Raw genomic sequence first — 22,273 nt, 5'->3', positions numbered from 1 at the left:
TGAGAATTCTCGGCATGACTTTTTTAATGAAAGAGGATGTGACAAGATTCCTATCACATCCTCTTAATCCTATTTATTCTAATTTTCCGCGTTCACGATACCATTGATCCGGCTGCCAAGCCCATTCATGACCATTTTTGGCTAAAAGATCGAAGGCACATTGCGGCCCCATTGTTCCAGCCGCATAATTTGGGAAACCAGGTGTCGTTTGATCCCAAGTATTGCGGATCCGATCGACGATTTCCCATGAATTTGCTACTTCATCCCAGTGAGAGAAGTTAGTCCCGTCGCCGTGTAAAGCATCCAGCAATAATTTTTCATACGCTTCAGGACTATTTTCAGTTACTTCAGCACTTTGCCGGAAGTCTAATTTCACCGGTTCTGTATTGAAGCCTTGACCGATTTTTTTACCGTTTAAAGTCAACGAGAAACCTTCAGTTGGTTGGATGTAGATTGTTAAAATATTTTGCGGCAGTTCTTCGCCTTCTGCTTCTTCTTGCTCAAAGTTAAAGACATTGATAGGAACTTGTTTAAAGACGATATTGATCCGAGTCCCTTTTTCAGTCATTCGTTTCCCAGTCCGAACATAAAACGGTACACCGGACCAGCGGAAATTATCGATCAAAAATTTCCCAGCAACAAATGTTTCCATCAAAGAATTTTCAGCGACATTTGGCTCATCAGGGTAGGCAATATATTCTTTGCCATCGATTATTCCTTTGTCATATTGGCCGCGTACAAAATTTTGCAAGACTTCTTCAGAATCGTAACGACGAATGGCTTGTAAAACTTTGACTTTTTCTTCACGGATTGATTTGTTAGAAAAAGAAGTAGGGACTTCCATGGCTAATAAAGCAACGACTTGCAAGATATGATTTTGTACCATATCTTTTAATGCACCGCTGTGTTCATAGTAGCCGCCGCGGTCTTCTACACCTAGTGCTTCCGAAAATGTGATTTGGACATTTTCAATATAGCGGTTGTTCCAAAGGGATTCGAAAATATTATTTGCAAACCGGATCACCGAGATATTTTGAATCATTTCTTTACCTAAGTAGTGATCGATTCGGAAAATATCTTGTTCTGGAAAGACATTTCGAATCTGATTGTTCAATTCATTGGCTGAATCGTAATCAAAGCCGAATGGTTTTTCAATCACTAAACGATTATAACCGGTCGTCGTCAAAATCTCTTGTGATTTCAAATGGTTGACGATCGTACCGAAAAACTGCGGTGCCATGGCCAAGTAATATAGCCGATTGCCTTGTAGTTTGTATTTTTCATCTAACTGATCTGCCAATTCTTTCAAATGGTCATAGTGGGCAGTATCATTGACGTTGTGTGACAGATAGTAAAAATGCTCAGAAAATTCTTGGGCTTCTTTATCAGTAGGAGCGAGATCTTTGATTGTCTCACGAACGATCTCTCGATAGTGTTCGTCACTCCAAGGACGTCTAGCGGTACCGATCACAGCAAAATGATCGGCGAGGTTTCCTTTTTTATATAGGCGAAACAACGAAGGATAAAGTTTGCGTTGTGCTAAGTCGCCAGTACCACCAAAAATGGTGAATAATGCAGCTTGTTCCATATAGTTCACTCCTAATTTATATAATTATTTTCAAAAATGCATTCTTTATTCTCTCTAACTAAAAAAACTTTTCTAAACCAATGAACCAAGTTTCTGTTCAGGTTGGGAATTTATTTTCACACCATCCTTAAAAGTAGAGGATGCTCTACAATGAATCGACAAAAATCGTGGAGGCAGCTTTATAGCTGATTGAAACCTCTTTTTGCTCATTTTTTAAAGTAATAGGGCCTTCATAAGCTGCGATATTTGTGATCGTATAGTCCTCGTGGATCTTTATACCAAGCGCCATTAAGTAATCTAATAAATCTTTTTCATCTAAGACACGAGCAATTCGAATGTTCGTCCCTTCAGGATAATTTACTAGCGTTTGACGTTCTTTTTCGTGGACCGTTTGATCCTGTTTTGGGATCATTCCGCCATGAGGACAAAAGGCGGGATGGTTTAAGTAATTATCTAATTTTTGTTCTAGTTGGGAAGAGGTTACATGCTCTAATACTTCTGCTTCATCATGGACTTCATTCCATGAGTAGCCGAGGTGATCGACTAAAAAAACTTCCCATAAGCGATGTTTGCGAACGAGAGCACTGGCTTTTTCTAAACCGGTCGGCGTCAATTGAACGCCTTGGTAAGGAGAGTGTTCAACGAGTTCTTCTTTGACCAGCTTATTGATCATCTCGCTGACAGAAGCTCCGGAAATGGACAAACCAGCAACAATCTTTTTATTGCTAACTTTTTCTTTATCGCCACCTAATTCTAATATTAATTTTAAGTAATCTTCGCGATTTGGCGTCATTGATGTTCATCCTTTCATAACGAAGCATATCAGATTAAGTTTACCAAATAAATCTTTTTTTTTCCATTTGATTAGCTTTTTTCTTTAAAAATATCGGTTTAGTAATAACAAAGGGAATCAGAAAATTTTCCATGAGAGAGCGTTGCTGTTTTTTTATGAAAGAAAATGTATTAAAAATGAATGAGAAATACAAAACGAGTAAAAGAAGTGAAATCGCTAAAACAAATAATACTAAAACCGGTTGAAAAAAATCGCTGAAGTCTCAATTAAAAGAGTTCAGCGATTTTTTTAGTTTTAGGCTGGATATAGAATGAAGCAAGATATTTTTATCAACTTTTGCGCGAATCAATCTTTTGAATAACAAAATAGACACCGCTTACTAATTTTTCAGCAGAAGGATCGGAAATGAAGCATCTTCTAATTCATCGTAAAGCGTAACCGGGGTACCGTTTTTTGTTTGGATCAATAGATGATAACCGTATTGATCTTGGATCGCTAATTTTTGGTCGCTCAACTCGATCAGCTGATAGATGATGGCAGCGCCGTCTAAAACAATCGCAAGATCTGGATAGATCGTAATAGTATGAGCTTTATGATCTTTAGGATGAGTAAATGTCCAAGAACCGACATAAATATTATTTAAGTCCTTTGCTTCACGTTTTCGGGCAAATTTTGCACCCACTGCGGCTACACCGAGCGACGTCGCACTGAGGAAAACAGGCCATTTCAATCTCATCAAAAAACTCCTCTCTCAAATTCAGCGATTTAAACCAACAAGTTGAACCAATTAATTTTAATGCAACATTAGCAAAAAATGAACCACTATGCTTTCTTGCTTACTTTGTTATACTATATAATAAAGTCTGTAATCTTTCCATCCAACTTAAGGACTATTTAACTTTTTAAAAGGATTCTGATAGAAAATGAACTATTCTGCCATTCAACTTGCTACTTTTATTGAAAGAACCAATCGCTTCGTTGCTTACTGCCGTTTAGCAGAGACAGACGAAGTAGTCGTGACCCATGTGAAAAATACTGGACGCAGCAAAGAATTATTATTAGCAAATTCTTTGGTGGCAGTCAATCATCAACCGTCACTAAAACGAAAAACGGCTTACGATCTTGTCGCAGTTAAAAAAGGTGAGATGTGGGTCAATATCGATTCGCAAATACCCAATCCATTAGCTGCTGAAGGTATTTTGAATGGGACAATCGACTTACCTGGACTGAACGGGAACCTCACTTATTTAAAACGTGAATATACCTTTGAACATTCAAAATTTGATATTTATTTTGAGACAGACCAACAAGAAAAAGGATTTGTTGAAGTTAAAGGGATGACGTTGGAAAATCAAGGAATCGGGGCTTTTCCCGATGCACCAACATTGAGGGGATTGAAACATGTCGAGGAATTACGTTTGGCGCAAAGGATAGGCTATCACTGTTATGTTTTGTTTGTTGTCCAATTTCCAATCATTGAAGTCGCAACCCTCCATCGTAAAATGCAGCCGGCACTTTATGACGCGGTAAAATCGGCTGCGGCAGACGGCGTTCAAGTTTTAGCGTATAATTGTGAAGTAGATCAGGAAACAATTTCAATCAAAGCGGCAGTTCCCTTTGATTTGAAACAAAAATTTATTGATCCAAATCAGTGAAAGGTGGAATAAGCATGATTCAATTAGGTATCATCGGAACAAATTGGATCACCGATCAATTTGTTCAAGCGGCACATGAGACGGGGAAATATCAACTAGCAGCAGTTTATTCACGGCGCTTAGAAACGGCTCAAAAATTTGGTGAAAAATATGACGATGTGGAGTACGCGACCGATCTTGATACATTTTTTAAGATTGAGCATTTGAATACGGTGTATATCGCTTCACCGAACAGTCTGCATTTTGAACAAGCAAAACAAGGGATTTTAGCTGGGAAAAACGTCATCGTTGAAAAACCAGCATTTTCAACACCAAAGGAAATGGATGAGATCATTGAGTTAGCCAACCAGAAAAAAGTTTTCTTTTTTGAAGCGGCTCGAAATATCCATGAACGGGCTTTTAAAACAGTCGCAGATTTTCTGCCATTGAAGAACCAGATCATTGGGGCCGATTTTAGTTTCATGAAATATTCTTCCCGTTACGATCAAGTTTTAGCCGGTCAAGAACCAAATGTATTTTCGCTTCACTTTTCAGGCGGCGCGCTGGTCGATTTGGGCGTGTATCCAGTTTACGCAGCACTGGCTTGGTTTGGTCTGCCTAAAGAAAGCATTTATTATGCGCAAAAAATCGCAACAGGTGTTGATGGCAGTGGGACGGGAATCTTGCGTTATGATCAGTTTGATGTAACGATTCGGACAGGCAAGATCAGCGACAGTTTCCAACCAGCTGAGATTTATTTGACGGATGGAACATTAGTGATGAATGCGATCAACTCGATCGATGAAGCGGAGTTTCACGATCGTAATCATCAGCAAATCAAAAAATTGAACGTTCATCAATTGGAAAATCCGATGGTGGAAGAAGCAGAAAATTTTGCTAAAGTGATTTTGAATCCGACCGATCATAAGTTAGGTACTGATTATGAAGAATGGGTTGAATTATCCCGTAACGTGAACCAAGTGATTTATGATATGAGAAAAAGCGCGGGTATCGTTTTCGATGCTGACGAGAAATAGAGGAAACCATGAATAATCAGGAATTTGTTCCCTTTTTACAAAAAAATTGGGAGGACGCAGGCTTTCAAAAACCTGCATTGATCCAAGCAGAAGTATTTATACCAATCACCGAAGGAAAAAATTTAGTTGGGATCGCACCGACCGGCAGCGGGAAGACATTGGCTTATTTATTGCCGCTGTTCAACCAGCTGGAACTAGGCAAACCTAGCCAGCTGCTTATCTTAACTTCTTCCCAAGAATTAGCGATGCAAGTCGTTGAAGTAGCTCGCAAGTGGCTAACCGGTTCTGGCATGAAAGCTCAACCATTAATTGGCGGTGCGAATGTTAAACGCCAACAAGAAGCGTTAAAGAAAAAACCTGAAGTGTTGATCGGAACGCCTGGCCGTGTCTTTGAATTGATCACAGCTAAAAAAATCAAAGCACCCAATATCAAAACTATCGTTTTTGACGAAGTGGATCAATTGGTCCAAGGTCAAAGCTTGCAGCTAGTTCAAAAAATATTGAAGGCAACTGATAATAACACGCAGCACTTATATTTTTCCGCAACAGCAGATGTTGTTTTGGCTGAGCTGAATCAGTTTGAAACGGATCTATTGATTGTCGACGTTTCAAAAGAAGATGACAGTCAAGGTGAGGTTCAACATTTTTATTTGGAAGTCAGCGAACGTAAAAAAGTTGATCAACTGCGGCGTTTATTGAATCTGCCGGCATTTTGGGGAATGGTCTTCTTCAATCAGCTAAACGATATGGGTAGCACAGAAGAAAAATTACTTTTCCATCATTTGCCAGTTGCAAGTCTCGCATCAGATCAAGCGAAAATGTCGCGCAAAGCTGCGATCGAACAATTCAAAAAGCATCAAGTTTTAGGACTGATGACGACGGACTTAGCAAGCCGCGGCTTGGACATTGAAGCATTGCCTTTTGTGATCAATGCTGATGTGCCGTTAAGTGAAGAAAGTTACCTGCATCGGGCGGGTCGAGTTGGTCGAATGGGAAATACCGGTGTCGTGATTACATTTGTGACGCCACAAGAAAAAGCCGATTTAACAAAAATCGCGAAAAAACTTGAGTTAACACTTGCACCAATCTATCTATTTGGCGGAGAATTGTTGACTGAAGAACCGGTCAAACAAAGCGAACCGAAGAAAAAGAGCAAAAAAAAGAAAGGGAAAAGACGTAAATAAGTCTTTTCCTTTCTTTTAGCCGATATTCAAACAATCGGTTCTCGTTTTTAGCGAATGACTTGATTAAATGGTTCTCGTTTTTAGCGAATGACTTGATTAAATTTGATCAGGTCATCTTGCTAAAATAAGTGAAAATCGCTACAATAATAAGGTCACGTTCTCGTAGCTCAGTAGGATAGAGCGATCGCCTCCTAAGCGATAGGTCGCTGGTTCGATTCCAGTCGGGAACATACAATAAATCTGTTAGAGTATCGTTCTAATAGGTTTTATTTTTTTATGCAAATAAAGAATAGAACGTCTCAAGTTTATGTGAACGATTTTAAATCGCTGGAACAGGGAATAAATAAAATCGTTCGTCAGAAATACAAAAACCACTTAGAAGATTTTTCTAAGTGGTTTTTTGTTAAGCCCAATCGCCATTTCTGAAGATTGGAACTTTTGAGCCGTCTTTACGAATACCGTCGATATTCATTTGATCAGATCCGACCATAAAGTCGACGTGGGTTTGACTGCTGTTCAATCCAGCCGTGGCAAGTTCAGCTTTCGTCATTTCGGTCCCGCCTTCAACACTGAAGGGATAAGCGGCACCAAGGGCTAAATGATTTGACGCATTTTCATCAAATAAAGTATTGAAGAAAGTGATTCCTGATTGAGAGATCGGTGAAGGATCAGGAACTAGTGCAACTTCACCTAAATGTTTGGCGCCTTCATCGATATCTAATAATGAAGCCAATACATCAGCACCATTTTTAGCAGAAAATTCTACTACCTGACCATTTTTAAAAGTAAATTTCATTTCAGTCAGTGTTGTTCCCGCATAACTCAATGGCTTTGTACTAGTGATGTAACCATCGACGCGATTGCGATCCGGTGCGGTGAAAACTTCTTCTGTCGGCATATTCGCCATAAATTCGTTGCCGTCTGCAGCGAAGCTTCCAGCACCTTCCCAAATATGATTGTCCGGTAGACCAATCACGATATCTGTGCCAGGCGCCGTGTAGTGAAGAGCAGAAAATTGTTCTTTGTTCAAACGCTCTGCTTGGTTTCGCATTGCAGCATCGTGTTCTGCCCAAGCCGCAACAGGATCATCATGATAGATTCGGGTCGTCTTAAAGATCTCATCCCAAAGTTGGTCCACCTGTTTTTCACTTGAAATATCTGGGAAAACTTTTTGCGCCCACGCAGGACTAGCTGCTGCTACGACTGTCCAACGTAATTTATTAGACTGAGTTGCTTCCATGACTGCTTGCAAGGCTTTTCCGCGAGCTGCTTGGAAAGAAGCCACACGTTTAGTATCAACACCTGCTAATGCATCTGGATCTTGTGAAACGATGCTGATGCGGGTGACCCGATTTTTGGCAAATGTATTTGCTTCATCAATTTTGTAGGCAGGAACAGTCGTGATCCGATCGTCAGAAGCATGACTTAAAAATTCTCGTTGGATCGTGTCGTCGTTCCACTGCACGATGACTTCAGCCGCGCCTAATTGATAGGCTTCCTTAGTAACTAGCCGTGCTAAAGTCGCTTGTTCTACGCTGGCATAAATCACAACAGTATCCTCTTTTTGGACATTTCCACCTACTTTAGCGATCAAATGAGCATATTTTTGTAAGAGTGTTTCAAAATTTGGTAAAACCATCTCTATCCCTCCGTTTCAATAGTTCCATCTTAGCATTTCTTAGGTTTTCTCAAAAGAAAAGGCGTTCAATTGAGAAGTAAAATATTTCTCAATAAAAAGTGAGATGACAAAAAAGATGTACCAGTTTTTGATACATCTTTTTGTCGAATAAACAAGTGTTCTAGTAACTTCATCGGGAATCAGCTAAAATTCTACAAAAAAATAAGGAGCAATTTTCAAAAATTCCTACTTATTTTTTGAAGTTACCCACGCTATCATCACGTGAATTATGAAGCCGCTTCTGCGATTTTTTTGGCGAACGCTTCTAAGTTTTCAATGTCTTCTTCTTCTGCAGACATCTCAACTTTCACACTATCGGCCCCGCGAGTGGCTCCAGTTTTTATAAAGGCAGCATCAAAATCATCAACGGATTTGCAATACTCATCATAGAAACTATCGCCTGAACCGCACACACCAAAAATCTTTCCGCTCAAATCTAATTCTTGCAAGTCATCATAAAAGTCCATGATCTCATCGGGCAGATCGCCTTCACCATAAGTATAAGTAGCAACGACACAAATATCAGCAGCTTCAAAATCTTCTGCATCGACTTGTGTACATTCATCGATTTCAACTTCAAGATCTAAATTTTCGAAGGCTTCGGCGACGATGTCGGCGATTTCTTCGGTATTTCCAGTCATACTGGCATAAACAATTTTTGCTAATGTCAAAAAAATTCCTCCTTATTCGTTTGAATGAATTAATTTTCCAAGGAAAAATTAGTTCCATTCGAATGCCGTCAATCACTCAACTAGAGCGTTCGCGCCGATTATTCAACTAAATTTTCTTCTTATCAGACTGCGAAAAGTTGAATGGACATCCTTAGCTTTAAGCTAAATTTATGGTCATTATATCAAAATAGAAATCAAAAGGAAAACACGGCTCTTTAACCATTTGTTCGCTTTATAGTGTTATGTTAAAATAAATAAGATGAAAAAGGATATTTGTCTAGTTTTCAAACGTAGACAAATACTTGCAGAAATTATAAAAGGAACTAGGAGACGAGAACATGATTACTTTAAAATCACCCCGCGAAATTGAAATGATGAATGAATCAGGCGAATTATTGGCTGATGTCCATCGTCATTTACGAGATTTCATCAAACCGGGAATTACTAGTATGGATATTGAAAAATTTGTTAGAGACTTTATTGAAAGCCATGGCGGAACAGCTGCTCAAATCGGTTTTGAAGGTTATGAATACGCAACTTGCTGCAGTATCAACGATGAGATCTGTCACGGTTTCCCAAGAAAAAAACCGTTAAAAAATGGCGACTTGATCAAAGTGGATATGTGTGTCGAATACAAAGGCGCGATGTCTGATTCTTGTTGGTCTTATGCAGTCGGTGAAGTCGAACCTGAAATCAAACGCCTAATGGAAGTAACCAAAAAGGCAATGTATTTAGGAATCGAACAAGCTCAAGTTGGCAATCGAATCGGCGATATTGGTCAGGCAATCCAAACGTATGCTGAAGGAGAAGGCTTCTCTGTTGTTCGTGATTTTGTCGGACACGGCATTGGGCCTACGATCCATGAAGAACCAGCAATCCCTCACTATGGTGTAGCTGGAAAAGGCTTGCGTTTAAGAGAAGGTATGGTCATTACAATCGAACCGATGATCAATACCGGTGTTTGGCAAATGAAAATGGATCCAAATGGCTGGACCGCTTATACGCGTGACGGTGGTTGGTGTGCGCAATATGAACATACATTGGCCATCACAAAAGAAGGACCCAAAATTTTAACTTCACAAGGTGAAGAAGGAACTTATTAGGATGACGAGGTTTTTATGGGACCAATAGATAAAATTAAAAACAATCAGAAATTAATGGGTTTTATCCAATCGATCCGAAAACATCTAACAGAAACAGAAATAGGCGACCGCTCAGTGGTAGTCGCCTATTATTTGTTGCTGTCTTTTTTTCCGCTGTTGATTATTGTCGGTAATTTATTGCCGTACTTCAATATTACGCCGGAAATCGTCTTGCCTTATTTAAGTGAAGCGATCCCGCCGAATGTTTTCAGCTTTTTGAAACCAGCGATCACTGGATTGTTAGAAGATACGTCAGGCGGCATGCTGTCGCTCTCTGTTTTAGCAGCGTTGTGGTCTTCTAGTCGGGGGATCAATGCCTTGCAAACGGCATTGAATCGAGCTTACGGCGTTGAAAAGCGCGGAAATTTTGTCATCAGCCGAATCGTGTCAGTAGGGATCGTAGGCATTTTTATGATGGCGATTGTAGCGGTGGCTCTATTTTTTAGTGCAGGGCAAGTAATTTTAGATGCCTTACAGAAATTGTTGCATTTTTCTCCTGATATTATCGACACCTTTTTAACTTTGCGTTGGCCAGTAACATTAGTTGGACTGCTAGTTATTTTAGGCGGTTTGTATATCGTGATCCCGAATGCGCGAGTGCATCCGAAATTTGCCTTACCGGGAACGATCTTTGCAACGATTGGCTGGATTGTCTTAGCACAAGGGTTTAGTCTGTATGCTCAGACATTTGCGCAACGAGTATCCGGGTATCAAATCATCGGAAGTTTTATCGTGTTGATGTTTTGGCTGAATTTTGCGGCGACTATCATCATTTTAGGCGGAATACTAAATGTGACGATTGAGGAGTATCTGACAGGCCAAGAAGTCAAAGAAGGCTCCAATCGAGTGAACAAATGGTTCAATAAATTAAAAGATCGTTTTGCTAAGAAAAAAAAATAATCTCATGTTTTGTTGTAAGTTTTTAAGAGAACCTTGTAAAGAATGTTGAATCCTATATAATAATTTTAGAAAAAAAGGGCAGGTGGCAACATGTTAGTATCCTTCGGGCTGATCGTCAGGTATTTTCTAACCTTCTTGATGGCATTGATTTTAACTCCAATTTTTAAAATAATTTCGGTCCAGACTGGGTTGGTGGATAATCCTAATGCACGTCGAATGAATCAAGTACCAATGCCTAGTGCAGGCGGTTTGCCGATTTTTATAACTTTTGCTATCTCTTCATTGGTTTTATTCCGTGAAGTGATTCCTTTTGATTATATCAGCAAAATTTTGTTAGGCGGTCTGATTATCGTGATCACCGGCTTGCTTGATGATAAATATGAACTTACGCCTAGACAAAAAAGTGTCGGCATCTTGTTGGCCGCATTGGTCATTTATTATTTCGCGGGGATCCGCTTCAATTTTTTCACCGCGCCTTTACTTGGTCGAATCAATCTTGAATGGTTGAGCTTACCGGCGACATTGTTCTGGATCTATGGGATCACCAATGCATTGAACTTGATCGATGGATTAGATGGACTTGCTTCAGGAGTATCAATCATCGGCTTGACAACGATCGGTGTCATCGGGTATTTCTTTTTGCATGCCTCGACAGTCTATATCTCGTTGGCTATTTTTTGTTTAGTTGCGAGCATCATGGGATTTTTCCCTTATAATTTTCATCCCGCCAAGATCTATTTAGGCGATACAGGTGCTTTATTTTTAGGATTCATGATCGCAGTACTGTCATTACAAGGGTTAAAAAATGTGACGTTCATCTCTTTGATCACACCTCTGATCATTTTAGGTGTACCGGTAACAGATACATTTTTCGCGATCGTGCGGCGGAAAGCTAAAAATATGTCGGTTTCAGCAGCAGACAAACAGCATTTGCATCATCGTTTGTTGAATCTAGGGTTTACTCATCGCGGAGCCGTTTTAACGATCTATGCCATTGCTGTATTGTTTTCTTTTACCGCCGTATTGTTGAATTATACAAGTCGTGCAGGAACGATCGTTTTGATCGTTGCGATGCTTTTCGCACTAACTTTTCTCTTAGAACTGATCGGTTTGATCAGCGAAAAATATAGTTTCATTACAAAAAGTTTTCGTTTCTTTGGCAACAAGGATTATCGTTTGCAAGTGCTGCATAAATATTTCAAGAAATGAGTGTTGTCGTCCGTTATGAATAGCAATAATAGAAATGTGACTGTCAGCATCGTGACCCACAACAGTGACAAGATTTTTTCGAGTCTGGATGCACTAATCAAAACGCTAGGTGAAAATCAGACGATTCAAATCAAGCTTTTTGATAATGCTTCAGAGCCGGACTATCGCAAACGATTGAGTAAATATCTTACTTATCCATTTGTGACGATCGATTTTCATGCTGAAAATAAAGGATTTGGCTTTGGTCATAACGCCAATCTGTTAAATACAACTGGCTATGGAATCATTTTTAATCCGGATATTATTCTTTCAGAGAATCAATTGGAAAAAATGGTCGAGCATCTCGCTGAACAACCTAATTGCGCTTTATTGGCGCCTACGATTTTAAATGAAGATGGAACGACCCAATATTTGATGCGTGATCAGCTGAATGTTTTTGATTATATGTTGCGCTTTGTTCCGTTTAAATCTATCAAAAAGCTTTTTGACAAACGTTTGGCGAAGTTTGAATGCCGTGATTTGCCAGATGATCGAGATAGCTATGTCCGAATGATTTCAGGCAGTTTTATGGTAGTTGATCTAGCTAAATTTAATGAGATCGCAGGCTTTGACGAGCGCTATTTTATGTATTTTGAAGACAATGATCTTTGCCGTAAAGTGGAACAAGCGGGCTATCAAGTGATCTATAGTCCGCAATTTTCAGTGGTGCACTTGTACGAACGTGGGGCGGTCAAAAGCCGTAAATTATTTTTTATTTTTTTACAGTCCATGGGAAAATATTTTCATAAGTGGGGCTGGCAATTTTTTTGATGATGGAGGTAGGGAATGGCTAGGCAGTCCAAGACGAAAATTTCCGTTTGCATGGCGACGTATAACGGCCGTCACTTTATTGAAGAACAATTGAACAGCATATTCCCACAACTTTCAGAATATGACGAGCTGATTATTTCCGACGACCATTCAACCGATGGAACGTGGGAATTTTTATTAGAATTAAAAGCCAAAGATCCGCGAATCAAACTTTTTCAAAATAAAGGAAAAGGCGTAATCGTGAATTTTACTAATGCCATTCAGCAAAGTACTCACCCGATTATTTTTTTAAGTGATCAAGATGATGTTTGGCAGCCGGATAAAGTAGAAAAGATGTTGCCGTATTTTGAAGATCCGAAAACACAAGTCGTCGTGTCTGATCTAGTCATCGTAGACAACAATTTTGAAGTTTTAGCGCCGTCTTATCAGGCGATGCGTCACACACATGCAGGTTTTTGGCATAACCTTGCTAAAAGCAGTTATATCGGTGCCGGGATGGCATTTCGTTCAGAATTCAAAGCAATTATTTTACCGATCCCGCCGACTGTTCCGATGCATGATATGTGGATTGGTTTACTGGCAGATTATTATCACGGCGTTGTTTTTATCCCGGACCCGTTAGTTTATTATCGCAGACATGGATTGAATGCGTCGGAGATCAAGACGACAGCTTCGCGGATCCAGCAATTCAAATGGCGCTGGAATGCGTTGCGATTGGTCAGAGAAAGAATAAAGGAAGTTAAAAAAAAGTAATAAAACGATTTTTCTAACACCCAACATCGGGTATAATGTTATCGTATGTATTGAAGAAACTGTGATCTTGCTTTTATCGGTCAAAGTCAGCAATCAATTGGCTAAGTACCAAGACAAGTAAGAAGAGCATCTTTTCTCTGAATGATTTTTACGTTTGATCAGCAAAGGCAATAAAATTTGTTTATTTATCAGATAAGAGAAATGAACCCACTACTAAGAATAGGAAGTGTACGCATGAAAGGAATTATTTTAGCAGGAGGCAGCGGTACGCGTTTGTACCCGTTGACTAAAGCAACATCAAAACAATTAATGCCGGTTTATGATAAACCAATGATCTATTATCCAATGTCAACCTTAATGCTGGCTGGAATCAATGAGATTTTGATTATTTCAACGCCGCAAGACACACCGCGTTTTGAAAATCTTTTAGGTGATGGCCGCGAATTAGGAATCCACATCGAGTATGCGGTACAAGAAAGTCCAGATGGCTTGGCGCAAGCATTTATTATCGGTGAAGAATTTATCGGCGACGATAGCGTCTGCTTAGTTTTAGGCGATAATATTTATTATGGCGACGGCCTTTCTAGCATGTTGCAACGAGCAGCGGAGAAAACTGAAGGCGCGACCGTTTTTGGTTATCACGTAAATGATCCAGAACGTTTCGGTGTCGTAGAATTTGATGGCGCTATGCAAGCTGTTTCAATTGAAGAAAAACCAGAAAAACCAAAATCACATTATGCAGTGACTGGATTGTATTTTTACGATAATGATGTTGTTGAGATTGCAAAAAATATCCAGCCGTCAGAACGTGGAGAATTAGAGATCACCGACGTCAATAAAGAATACTTGAAACGGAATAAATTATCCGTTGAAGTAATGAGCCGCGGGTTTGCTTGGTTAGATACAGGTACGCACGAATCATTATTAGAAGCATCAACCTTTATTTCGACGATTGAAAAACGCCAAAATTTAAAAGTGGCATGCTTAGAAGAAATTTCTTATCGGATGGGCTACATCACGAAAGAACAATTAGTAGAATTAGCACAACCATTGAAGAAAAACCAATATGGTCAATACTTATTACGTTTAGCAGAAGAGGAATAAACATGGGGAAAATTAAAGTAACAGAAACCAATCTAACAGATGTCAAAATTATCGAACCTGCTGTCTTCGGCGATCATCGCGGATTTTTTACTGAAAGTTATTCAGTAGAAGATTTTAAAGCGGCTGGAGTTGATTTTGATTTTATTCAAGACAATCATTCTTTATCAACACAACCAGGTGTTTTGCGCGGCTTGCATTTTCAAAAAGGCAAATCTGCACAAACTAAATTGATCCGTGTAGTGACGGGTGCAGTGCTTGACGTGATCGTTGATATCCGCAAAGGCAGTCCAACCTATGGAAAATGGGAAGGTTATATCCTTTCAGAACACAATCACCGTCAATTATTAGTTCCTCGCGGTTTTGCCCACGGTTTTGTAACGTTGACGCCAAATGTCAACTTCATGTACAAATGCGATAATTACTATGATGCAGAAGCGGATGGCGGTATTTCATTTGCTGATCCAGAGTTAGCAATCGACTGGCCGATCGCGATCGAAAAAGCGATCACATCAGAAAAAGATGCCAAACAACCAACCTTGAAGGAATTTGAAGCAGAAAATCCTTTCGTTTACGGTGAAATCTAGAAGCGCTAGCCCGTTCTAACAGTATCGATCTAGCAAATGGCGAGCAGCAACTTCATTTTTTGATTTTAGAAAAATGATTACTTTAATACAAAATAGGAGTAAATTATTGATGAAAAATATTATCGTAACCGGTGGAGCGGGTTTTATCGGCTCTAACTTTGTTCATTATGTTGTAAATAATCATCCAGAAGTCCACGTGACGGTCTTGGATAAATTAACTTATGCAGGCAATCGAGAAAATCTAGCAGGTCTACCTGCTGATCGAGTAAAATTAGTTGTTGGCGATATTGCTGACGCTGATTTAGTCGATCGTTTGGTCCAAAAAACGGATGCGGTGGTTCATTATGCTGCAGAATCGCACAATGACAATTCATTAAAAGATCCGTTTCCATTCATCCAAACAAATATTATCGGAACCTACACATTGATTGAAGCTTGTCGCAAACACAATGTCCGGTATCATCACGTTTCTACTGATGAAGTCTACGGCGATCTTCCCTTAAGAGAAGATCTACCTGGTCATGGCGAAGGTGAAGGCGAGAAATTCACGGCAGAAACACCTTATAATCCTTCAAGCCCCTATTCATCAAGCAAAGCCGGCTCAGATCTGTTAGTCAAAGCATGGGTTCGTTCATTTGGTTTGCAAGCAACGATTTCAAATTGTTCAAACAACTATGGCCCTTATCAACATATCGAGAAATTTATTCCGCGCCAAATTACGAATATTTTAAAAGGGATTCGTCCAAAATTATATGGTGACGGAAAAAATGTTCGCGACTGGATCCATACAAATGATCATTCTTCAGCTGTTTGGTTGATTTTGACTAAAGGAAAAATCGGCGAGACATATTTGATCGGTGCTGATGGCGAAGAAGACAATAAAACTGTAATGGAAATTATTTTAGAAGAAATGGGTCAATCAAAAGATGCCTACGATCACGTGAAAGACCGTGCGGGTCATGATCTGCGTTATGCGATCGATTCGACTAAATTGCGTGAAGAGTTAGGTTGGACGCCAGAATTTACTAATTTCCGTGCGGGAATGAAAGATACCATCGACTGGTATACAGAGCACGAAGATTGGTGGAGTGCTGAAAAAGAAGCGGTTGAAAGTAATTACGCGAAAAACGGCCAATAATACAAATTGAAATAGGCAGGGAGATCCTGCCTTTTTTATCGGCTCTTCTTTCGCTGATCTTTTCGAAGTTTAAAAACAGCAGAACAACTTTGCAGAAAAAATAGTTTAATAAAAGGGGTAGAGAGAAATGATCTTAATCACAGGTGGACATGGACAGTTAGGAACAGAACTGCGTCATTTATTGGATGAAAAAAATATCGAGTATGTTTCAACCGATGCAGACCAATTAGATATTACAGATAAAGCAGGTACTTATAAATTCATTACTGAAATGACGCCAGAAATCATTTATCATTGCGCAGCGTATACGGCTGTCGACAAAGCAGAAGACGAAGGCAAAGAATTGGATGAAAAAATCAATGTTGATGGTACGCGCAACGTAGCCGAAGCGGCTAAAGCTGCCGGATCAACACTGGTTTATATCAGTACAGACTATGTTTTTGACGGCAATAACAAAGATGGTATGTATCAAGTGGATGCAGCAACGAATCCGTTGAATGAATACGGCCGGACAAAATTGTTAGGTGAAAAAGCGGTACAAGAGATCATGGATGATTATTATATTATCCGTACTTCTTGGGTATTTGGTATTTACGGACACAACTTTATTTATACAATGCAAAAATTAGCGGAGACCCATGACCATTTGACTGTCGTGAACGATCAATTCGGACGCCCAACTTGGACACGGACTTTAGCCGAATTCATGACGTTTGTAATTGCAGAAAAAGCACCATTTGGTGTGTATCATTTATCAAATGAAAACAGCTGTTCTTGGTACGAATTTGCGAAAGAAATCTTGAAAGATACTACGGTGGAAGTAGCGCCAGTAACTTCAGCTGAATATCCGCAAAAAGCGACTCGTCCACAATATTCAGTTATGGATCTAAGCAAAGCAAAAGCACTTGGTTTTGAAATCCCAACATGGCAAGAAGCGTTAGCCAGCTTTCTTGAATTAGAAGCAAAACAATAATCAAAAGATTTGGAGGTGAGAAGTTTGTTTGAACTAGTAGTGGTTTTATATCAGATGACTTATTTAGAATCGTCGACGATCACCAGTTTGAACAAACTGCTTGCCTCTGAGATTTTTCCTGAAATCAAAAAAATCTTGATCTTTGATAACGGCAAACAAGCCAATGAACCTGAAGGCTTAGACGAACGCTTCAGTTATCATCACAGCCCATCAAATGTCGGCTTGGCACAAGCGTATAATTATGCTTTGAGCCAATGCGGTGATGGAACTGACTGGCTTGTAACGCTTGATCAAGATACGATTCTTACAAAACAGTATTTACAAGAACTAATAAAAACTTCTTTAGGATCTGCAGAATCGATCGCAGCGATCGCTCCTGTGATAAAAGATCAGAAACAACAGATTTCACCGGTCCGCAGCGATACTTTACGGCCATTACATAACACGTTGCCTCAAGGCAATCAAATATATTCGCAAGATATTATGGTGATCAACTCAGCTACAGCACTACGAGTAAGTTTCCTGCAAGAAATCGGTGGCTATAATTTAGATTTTCCGTTAGATTATTTGGACCATTGGCTGAGTGGGGAGATTTTTGAATATCAAAAAGATATACAAATTTTGAAGGCCTCATTAGCTCACTCATTATCAGTTTTACATGACTCAGAATTAACTGCATCAAGGTACAAAGCTATTTTAAAAAATGAAGCAATCTTCTATACTAAATATCAAAAAAAATTATTAAAAGATTATAAAAAACAGTTGTTTGTTCGAAGTCTGAAACAGTTGTTCTTAGGAAGATTTGCCTTTTTTAAAATTACTATTACATTATTTTTGAGGAGTGCTCTTGATAAGAGAGACTAATAGGAATCGTTCAAGTTTTTTTGTATGATGTAACCGATTTCTAATTGAACCTTTTCACTATCTGACAATGTATTTGGTTTACTTAGGGAACTGTCAGAACTTAAAAATAATGAATAATTTACTTAATATATAAAGAGAAAGTTTTATATCTAAAGTTTAAACTTTTTTTAATATCTCTTTTTTGTCAAAATATACTTGAGTTGTGTATATTTTATAAGAAAATTTAGGAGGATATTAATGAAGAATAAAAAAATTGTCTTATCTTTGATAGTGGGAGGGATGATACTTTTTCCTGTGGCTGCAAGAGCTGTCGAAGAATCGCTTGAAACTGTTTCATCCACAGAAAACACAGTAGGACCGCAAGTGAATTCGACTGTTGAGTCAACAGTAAATTCTGTATCAAATGAAGGCGCAAACATAGAGGGAACAGAACCTTCTTCGGAAACTAACGGCACAGTTTCGAATTCAGAAGAGTCTAATGAAACAGATCAAACAATAGAACTACCAACCTGGGGCGAAGACGAGTACGGAGTATATTCTTTACCAAGAAATCGATCTAATTTATCTGACAGCAATACAAGAGGAAGATTAGCTAGATCAGCTTCTATCCCTTCAGTTCTAGCTTCAAATACGAACACTCCTACTAAGAGTTTTATTGATATCTCTTCACATAATGGAGCACTTTCAGTTAACGATTTTTTGAATATGAAAAAATATGGGGTAGCTGGAGTTGTAGTGAAATTAACGGAGGCAACTAGTTATAAAAATCCATATGCAGCATCACAGGTAAATAATGCCAAAGCTGCTGGATTAAAAGTATCAGCATATCATTATAGTTGGTTCACAACGGATAGTCAGGCAAGAGCTGAAGCAGATTATTTTGCAAATTTTGCTAAAAGTATCGGTTTAGATAATTCTACTGTAATGGTGAATGATATTGAAGAACCTCAAATCGCTGGAAAAGGTAATCACACAACTAATTCGATTGCTTTTGAAAATAGATTGAAGCAGTTGGGATTTCAATCAATTCGTCATTATTCTTCTTTAAGTTGGTTTAACGGTCTGATAAATGCTAATACTATAGGAAAACAAAAAATTTGGGTTGCTGCGTACCCGTACACGCTAACGAATAAAAACTATTATACTGAGTACAGCTCGTGGCAATGGAATTCACGGTTGCGTTTCCCAGAAATAAGTAATAATGAATTTGATATTTCTGCTGATTATAACCATTCGTTTACAAATCCGAGTTCAAATCCAAATCCGAATCCGGTACCAGATCCTAACTCACCAATATCATACTCAAGCCATGCACAGGGTTTGGGGTGGCTAAGTTCAGTTTCAAATAACTATATATCTGGGACTATTGGTGAATCTAGACGCATAGAAGCTTTAAAAATGACCTTATCTGATAAAGTTTCTGGAAATATTGAATATCAATCACATATCCAAAGTATTGGTTGGGAATCAAATTGGAAAAAGAATGGTGAAAATTCTGGAACGACAGGGCAGGCCAAACGAATTGAAGCGTTGAAAATCAGACTAACTGGAGAAGTTGCTAATCAATACGATGTCTATTATAGAGTTCATTCGGAGAAATTTGGATGGATGAATTGGGCTAAAAATGGCGAGGAAGCTGGAACTGAAGGCTTTTCTTATCGAGTAGAAGCTTTTCAAGTGCAACTTGTTCCTAAAGGACAGAGTGCACCAGCAGGGCAAGGCAAAAAATTTGTTAAGTTTCAAAATGCTGATGTTACCTATCAAACTCATATACAAAAACTAGGATGGATAGATTCCGTGACCAACAGTCAAGTCTCAGGTACAGTTGAGAGGGCGTTACGATTAGAAGCCTTGAAATTGAAGATCTCTAATAATCCTTTGAGCTTTTCTGGAGGTATTGAATATCAAACGAACATTCATGGAAACGGATGGCAAAAATCGGTAAGTAATTATGCTTTGTCTGGGACCGAAGGGCAAGGACAGCAAGTAGAGGCAGTCAAAATCCGACTGACGGGAGAATTGGCTAAACATTATAATATATATTATCGAGCACATGGTCAAACGTATGGTTGGCAGAACTGGGTAAAAAATGACGAAATTGCTGGAACAACAGGAAAAAATAAACGAATGGAAGCCATTCAAATAAAGATAGCACGTAAATATAGTGCTGCTCCTCAATAGAAAAAAACTCTATTATTTTGATCGGTAATAAACCTTTGGAATTGAAATTGATTTATTAATCAATTTTGTGTTAAAGTAAATCTTTAAATTTTTTTATATTCTTGATAGTTTAGTCGATATTTTTTAAGAAAAGATATTCTGTCTCATTAAATCGTGTTAGTAGAAACATATTGGAATAAAAATTTGTTAAGAATATGGTGCAATTTGAGCATCATATTCTTTTTAAATGTGAGAAGGTGGTATATACTTCAGTACAAAAACTTGCGAAATTAGAAAAATAGAGGTATTCTGAGTTAAAATTATCAAAGCATTCTTATAAAAGAGTAGGGCTAGAAAGAAGTGTAAAAATGACAAAAGTATCTGTCTTCGGATTAGGTTATGTTGGATTAGCAAACGCCTTGTTGTTGTCGCAAAATGAACAAGTAAAGGCCTATGATATTGTTGATACAAAAATCGAATCGTTGCGAAAAGGAATTTCTCCTTTGGAAGATAAAGAAGTTCATGAATTTTTAGAGCGGGATGACTTGAATATTGAGTTTACGAAAGATTTTGCTGATGCAGTAAAATTTGGTGATTTCTTAATTATTGCGACACCGACGGATTATGATGAAAAGAAAAATTATTTTAACACAACCACGGTTGAAGATGTGATTGAAAAAGCATTAGCGATTCGATCAGATGCTACATTTATTATTAAATCTACGGTTCCCGTTGGTTATACAGAACAAGTTAAGAAAAAATTAAAAACTGATAACATTATCTTTTCTCCTGAATTTTTGCGTGAAGGAAAAGCCTTGTATGACAATCTGCACCCGTCACGGATCGTTGTTGGAGAATGCTCAGAGCGAGGCCAAAAAGTGGCTGATATGTTGAAAGAGAACGCGTTTGACAAAGAAGTCAAAGTTTTATTAACACATTCGACTGAGGCAGAGGCAATCAAATTATTCTCAAATACGTATTTGGCATTGCGTGTGGCATATTTCAATGAATTAGATACATATGCGGAATCTAGAGGTTTGGATTCTCGTCAAATCATTGAAGGTGTTGGGCTAGATCCTCGTATCGGATCGCATTATAACAATCCTTCATTTGGATATGGCGGTTACTGTTTGCCGAAAGATACTAAGCAATTACGTGCAAACTTTGAAAATATCCCAAGTAATATTATTGGTGCAATTGTCGATGCCAACACGACACGTAAGGATTTTATCGCAGAACAAATTTTAGCTAAAAAACCTGATGTAGTTGGGATTTATCGTCTAACGATGAAAGCTAACTCTGATAACTTTCGTTACTCGTCTATTCAAGGAATCATGAAACGGATCAAGGCAAAAGGGATCGAAGTCGTAGTATATGAACCAACACTACATGAAGAAACTTTTTATAATTCTAGAATTATTAAAGACTTTGATGAGTTCAAATCTCTTTCCGATGTTATCGTAGCGAATAGGATGGAACCTGTTTTGACAGATGTAGAGAAAAAAATCTATACACGGGATATCTTCAAGCGAGACTAATGGAGTAGATTACCTATTAAAACTCAGAAGTTAGTTTTTACCTTCATTTCTTGATATGACTGCTTCTGCGGGTAGAGTAATAACCTTAGATGATATCCAGTATCTGCTTTTGAATTATATACAGCATAGAACAGTGGCTTTTCGGGAAATCGTGTGGGTAAAGACAAGTTTGAATAATGGCTAGGCGGCCTATGTGGTGCGTTCTGTGCACCGCATTTTTTAGGCTCATTGTCAAATAGGACTGATAGAGTATTTATGAACATCTAAGGTAGACTGAAAATTCTGGCTCTTTGTCAATTGGTGTTGGTGAGGAGAAATCTTAGAATTATTGGAGACCAAGAGGACTTTTTCCTCTTGGCCTTTTTGTATGTTTGAAAACCACCTGCTCTGCTGGTGGTTCAAAAGAGCTTCCAGCGTGGTATTAAAAAGACCTCCTAAAATTGATAAACTGATGTTGGTTTCCCGACCGCATCACCATCAAAGATAGGAGGTGTCCTTATGGAAAAGGACAAA

Annotated in this window: 20 protein-coding genes and 1 tRNA gene; 16 read left to right on the top strand and 5 right to left on the bottom strand. The window is 38.6% G+C overall.

What is annotated here, in order from left to right; all coding sequences use genetic code 11:
• Positions 1-73: 73 nt before the first annotated feature.
• The 3 genes from zwf to FFM63_RS08145 form a co-directional block, all read right to left on the bottom strand.
• The gene (gene zwf, locus FFM63_RS08155; RefSeq protein WP_137609815.1) at positions 74-1,588 is read right to left on the bottom strand and encodes a glucose-6-phosphate dehydrogenase; all 1,515 of its coding nucleotides are present in this window, start codon (positions 1,586-1,588) and stop codon (positions 74-76) included.
• 145 nt (positions 1,589-1,733) lie between these two features.
• A complete protein-coding gene (gene efaR / locus FFM63_RS08150) occupies positions 1,734-2,381 on the bottom strand; it encodes a transcriptional regulator EfaR (RefSeq protein ID WP_137609814.1) in 648 nt (215 codons plus the stop codon).
• A gap of 379 nt (positions 2,382-2,760) precedes the next feature.
• On the bottom strand, positions 2,761-3,117 hold the full coding sequence (locus FFM63_RS08145) for a DUF4828 domain-containing protein (RefSeq protein WP_137609813.1): 357 nt from the start codon (positions 3,115-3,117) through the stop codon (positions 2,761-2,763).
• A gap of 187 nt (positions 3,118-3,304) precedes the next feature.
• On the opposite strand from FFM63_RS08145, the gene sfsA reads away from it, so the two are divergent.
• From sfsA to FFM63_RS08125, 4 genes are all read left to right on the top strand, one after another.
• The gene (gene sfsA, locus FFM63_RS08140; protein WP_137609812.1) at positions 3,305-4,036 is read left to right on the top strand and encodes a DNA/RNA nuclease SfsA; all 732 of its coding nucleotides are present in this window, start codon (positions 3,305-3,307) and stop codon (positions 4,034-4,036) included.
• 14 nt (positions 4,037-4,050) lie between these two features.
• Positions 4,051-5,052: a Gfo/Idh/MocA family protein gene (locus FFM63_RS08135; RefSeq protein WP_137609811.1), complete on the top strand. Its 1,002-nt coding sequence runs from the start codon at positions 4,051-4,053 to the stop codon at positions 5,050-5,052.
• Positions 5,053-5,060: 8 nt separating this feature from the next.
• Positions 5,061-6,236, top strand: a complete 1,176-nt coding sequence (locus tag FFM63_RS08130; protein ID WP_137609810.1) for a DEAD/DEAH box helicase — start codon at positions 5,061-5,063, stop codon at positions 6,234-6,236.
• A gap of 156 nt (positions 6,237-6,392) precedes the next feature.
• Positions 6,393-6,466: transfer RNA gene (locus FFM63_RS08125), tRNA-Arg, on the top strand.
• Positions 6,467-6,639: 173 nt separating this feature from the next.
• Here FFM63_RS08125 and FFM63_RS08120 read toward each other — a convergent pair.
• On the bottom strand, positions 6,640-7,875 hold the full coding sequence (locus FFM63_RS08120; protein WP_137609809.1) for an aminopeptidase: 1,236 nt from the start codon (positions 7,873-7,875) through the stop codon (positions 6,640-6,642).
• 266 nt (positions 7,876-8,141) lie between these two features.
• Entirely contained in the window at positions 8,142-8,585 is a 444-nt protein-coding gene (locus FFM63_RS08115) for a flavodoxin (protein WP_137609808.1), read from the bottom strand.
• A 338-nt stretch (positions 8,586-8,923) separates the two neighbouring features.
• Here FFM63_RS08115 and map point away from each other — a divergent pair, with 338 nt between their 5' ends.
• The 12 genes from map to FFM63_RS08055 all read left to right on the top strand — a co-directional run bounded on the left by map (position 8,924) and on the right by FFM63_RS08055 (position 21,760).
• Positions 8,924-9,688, top strand: coding sequence for a type I methionyl aminopeptidase (map, locus tag FFM63_RS08110; RefSeq protein WP_137609807.1), 765 nt, complete (start codon positions 8,924-8,926; stop codon positions 9,686-9,688).
• A gap of 15 nt (positions 9,689-9,703) precedes the next feature.
• Positions 9,704-10,627 carry a YihY/virulence factor BrkB family protein gene (locus FFM63_RS08105; protein WP_137609806.1) on the top strand — a complete coding sequence of 308 codons (924 nt, stop codon included), beginning with the start codon at positions 9,704-9,706 and terminating at the stop codon, positions 10,625-10,627.
• 90 nt (positions 10,628-10,717) lie between these two features.
• On the top strand, positions 10,718-11,836 hold the full coding sequence (locus tag FFM63_RS08100; protein WP_137609805.1) for an MraY family glycosyltransferase: 1,119 nt from the start codon (positions 10,718-10,720) through the stop codon (positions 11,834-11,836).
• 15 nt (positions 11,837-11,851) lie between these two features.
• Complete coding sequence (locus FFM63_RS08095) at positions 11,852-12,646, top strand: glycosyltransferase (protein WP_137609804.1); 795 nt, start codon at positions 11,852-11,854, stop codon at positions 12,644-12,646.
• A 15-nt stretch (positions 12,647-12,661) separates the two neighbouring features.
• On the top strand, positions 12,662-13,399 hold the full coding sequence (locus FFM63_RS08090) for a glycosyltransferase family 2 protein (protein WP_137609803.1): 738 nt from the start codon (positions 12,662-12,664) through the stop codon (positions 13,397-13,399).
• Positions 13,400-13,633: 234 nt separating this feature from the next.
• The gene (rfbA, locus tag FFM63_RS08085; RefSeq protein ID WP_137609802.1) at positions 13,634-14,503 is read left to right on the top strand and encodes a glucose-1-phosphate thymidylyltransferase RfbA; all 870 of its coding nucleotides are present in this window, start codon (positions 13,634-13,636) and stop codon (positions 14,501-14,503) included.
• Positions 14,504-14,505: 2 nt separating this feature from the next.
• The gene (rfbC, locus tag FFM63_RS08080; RefSeq protein ID WP_137609801.1) at positions 14,506-15,087 is read left to right on the top strand and encodes a dTDP-4-dehydrorhamnose 3,5-epimerase; all 582 of its coding nucleotides are present in this window, start codon (positions 14,506-14,508) and stop codon (positions 15,085-15,087) included.
• Between the two features lie 109 nt (positions 15,088-15,196).
• Entirely contained in the window at positions 15,197-16,225 is a 1,029-nt protein-coding gene (gene rfbB, locus FFM63_RS08075) for a dTDP-glucose 4,6-dehydratase (protein ID WP_137609800.1), read from the top strand.
• A gap of 127 nt (positions 16,226-16,352) precedes the next feature.
• The gene (rfbD, locus tag FFM63_RS08070) at positions 16,353-17,198 is read left to right on the top strand and encodes a dTDP-4-dehydrorhamnose reductase (protein ID WP_137609799.1); all 846 of its coding nucleotides are present in this window, start codon (positions 16,353-16,355) and stop codon (positions 17,196-17,198) included.
• 24 nt (positions 17,199-17,222) lie between these two features.
• On the top strand, positions 17,223-18,062 hold the full coding sequence (locus FFM63_RS08065) for a glycosyltransferase (RefSeq protein WP_137609798.1): 840 nt from the start codon (positions 17,223-17,225) through the stop codon (positions 18,060-18,062).
• A gap of 237 nt (positions 18,063-18,299) precedes the next feature.
• Complete coding sequence (locus FFM63_RS08060; RefSeq protein WP_137609797.1) at positions 18,300-20,243, top strand: GH25 family lysozyme; 1,944 nt, start codon at positions 18,300-18,302, stop codon at positions 20,241-20,243.
• A 347-nt stretch (positions 20,244-20,590) separates the two neighbouring features.
• The gene (locus tag FFM63_RS08055) at positions 20,591-21,760 is read left to right on the top strand and encodes a nucleotide sugar dehydrogenase (protein ID WP_137609796.1); all 1,170 of its coding nucleotides are present in this window, start codon (positions 20,591-20,593) and stop codon (positions 21,758-21,760) included.
• Positions 21,761-22,273 lie beyond the last annotated feature (513 nt).

This window comes from Enterococcus pingfangensis (assembly GCF_005405205.1).
GTDB lineage: Bacteria > Bacillota > Bacilli > Lactobacillales > Enterococcaceae > Enterococcus_A > Enterococcus_A pingfangensis.
Note: the sequence above shows the minus strand (reverse complement) of the source record. Positions and strands in the feature narration are given on the sequence as shown.

What these genes read in the sequence shown, in the direction of transcription:
- FFM63_RS08095 (WP_137609804.1), top strand. Translation starts at nt 11,852, where the DNA reads ATGAATAGCAATAATAGAAATGTGACTGTCAGCATCGTGACCCACAAC.
- FFM63_RS08105 (WP_137609806.1), top strand. Translation starts at nt 9,704, where the DNA reads ATGGGACCAATAGATAAAATTAAAAACAATCAGAAATTAATGGGTTTT.
- rfbA (WP_137609802.1), top strand. Translation starts at nt 13,634, where the DNA reads ATGAAAGGAATTATTTTAGCAGGAGGCAGCGGTACGCGTTTGTACCCG.
- rfbD (WP_137609799.1), top strand. Translation starts at nt 16,353, where the DNA reads ATGATCTTAATCACAGGTGGACATGGACAGTTAGGAACAGAACTGCGT.
- FFM63_RS08100 (WP_137609805.1), top strand. Translation starts at nt 10,718, where the DNA reads ATGTTAGTATCCTTCGGGCTGATCGTCAGGTATTTTCTAACCTTCTTG.
- efaR (WP_137609814.1), bottom strand. Translation starts at nt 2,381, where the DNA reads ATGACGCCAAATCGCGAAGATTACTTAAAATTAATATTAGAATTAGGT.
- zwf (WP_137609815.1), bottom strand. Translation starts at nt 1,588, where the DNA reads ATGGAACAAGCTGCATTATTCACCATTTTTGGTGGTACTGGCGACTTA.
- rfbC (WP_137609801.1), top strand. Translation starts at nt 14,506, where the DNA reads ATGGGGAAAATTAAAGTAACAGAAACCAATCTAACAGATGTCAAAATT.
- rfbB (WP_137609800.1), top strand. Translation starts at nt 15,197, where the DNA reads ATGAAAAATATTATCGTAACCGGTGGAGCGGGTTTTATCGGCTCTAAC.
- FFM63_RS08060 (WP_137609797.1), top strand. Translation starts at nt 18,300, where the DNA reads ATGAAGAATAAAAAAATTGTCTTATCTTTGATAGTGGGAGGGATGATA.
- FFM63_RS08090 (WP_137609803.1), top strand. Translation starts at nt 12,662, where the DNA reads ATGGCTAGGCAGTCCAAGACGAAAATTTCCGTTTGCATGGCGACGTAT.
- FFM63_RS08120 (WP_137609809.1), bottom strand. Translation starts at nt 7,875, where the DNA reads ATGGTTTTACCAAATTTTGAAACACTCTTACAAAAATATGCTCATTTG.
- FFM63_RS08145 (WP_137609813.1), bottom strand. Translation starts at nt 3,117, where the DNA reads ATGAGATTGAAATGGCCTGTTTTCCTCAGTGCGACGTCGCTCGGTGTA.
- map (WP_137609807.1), top strand. Translation starts at nt 8,924, where the DNA reads ATGATTACTTTAAAATCACCCCGCGAAATTGAAATGATGAATGAATCA.
- FFM63_RS08135 (WP_137609811.1), top strand. Translation starts at nt 4,051, where the DNA reads ATGATTCAATTAGGTATCATCGGAACAAATTGGATCACCGATCAATTT.
- FFM63_RS08130 (WP_137609810.1), top strand. Translation starts at nt 5,061, where the DNA reads ATGAATAATCAGGAATTTGTTCCCTTTTTACAAAAAAATTGGGAGGAC.
- sfsA (WP_137609812.1), top strand. Translation starts at nt 3,305, where the DNA reads ATGAACTATTCTGCCATTCAACTTGCTACTTTTATTGAAAGAACCAAT.
- FFM63_RS08055 (WP_137609796.1), top strand. Translation starts at nt 20,591, where the DNA reads ATGACAAAAGTATCTGTCTTCGGATTAGGTTATGTTGGATTAGCAAAC.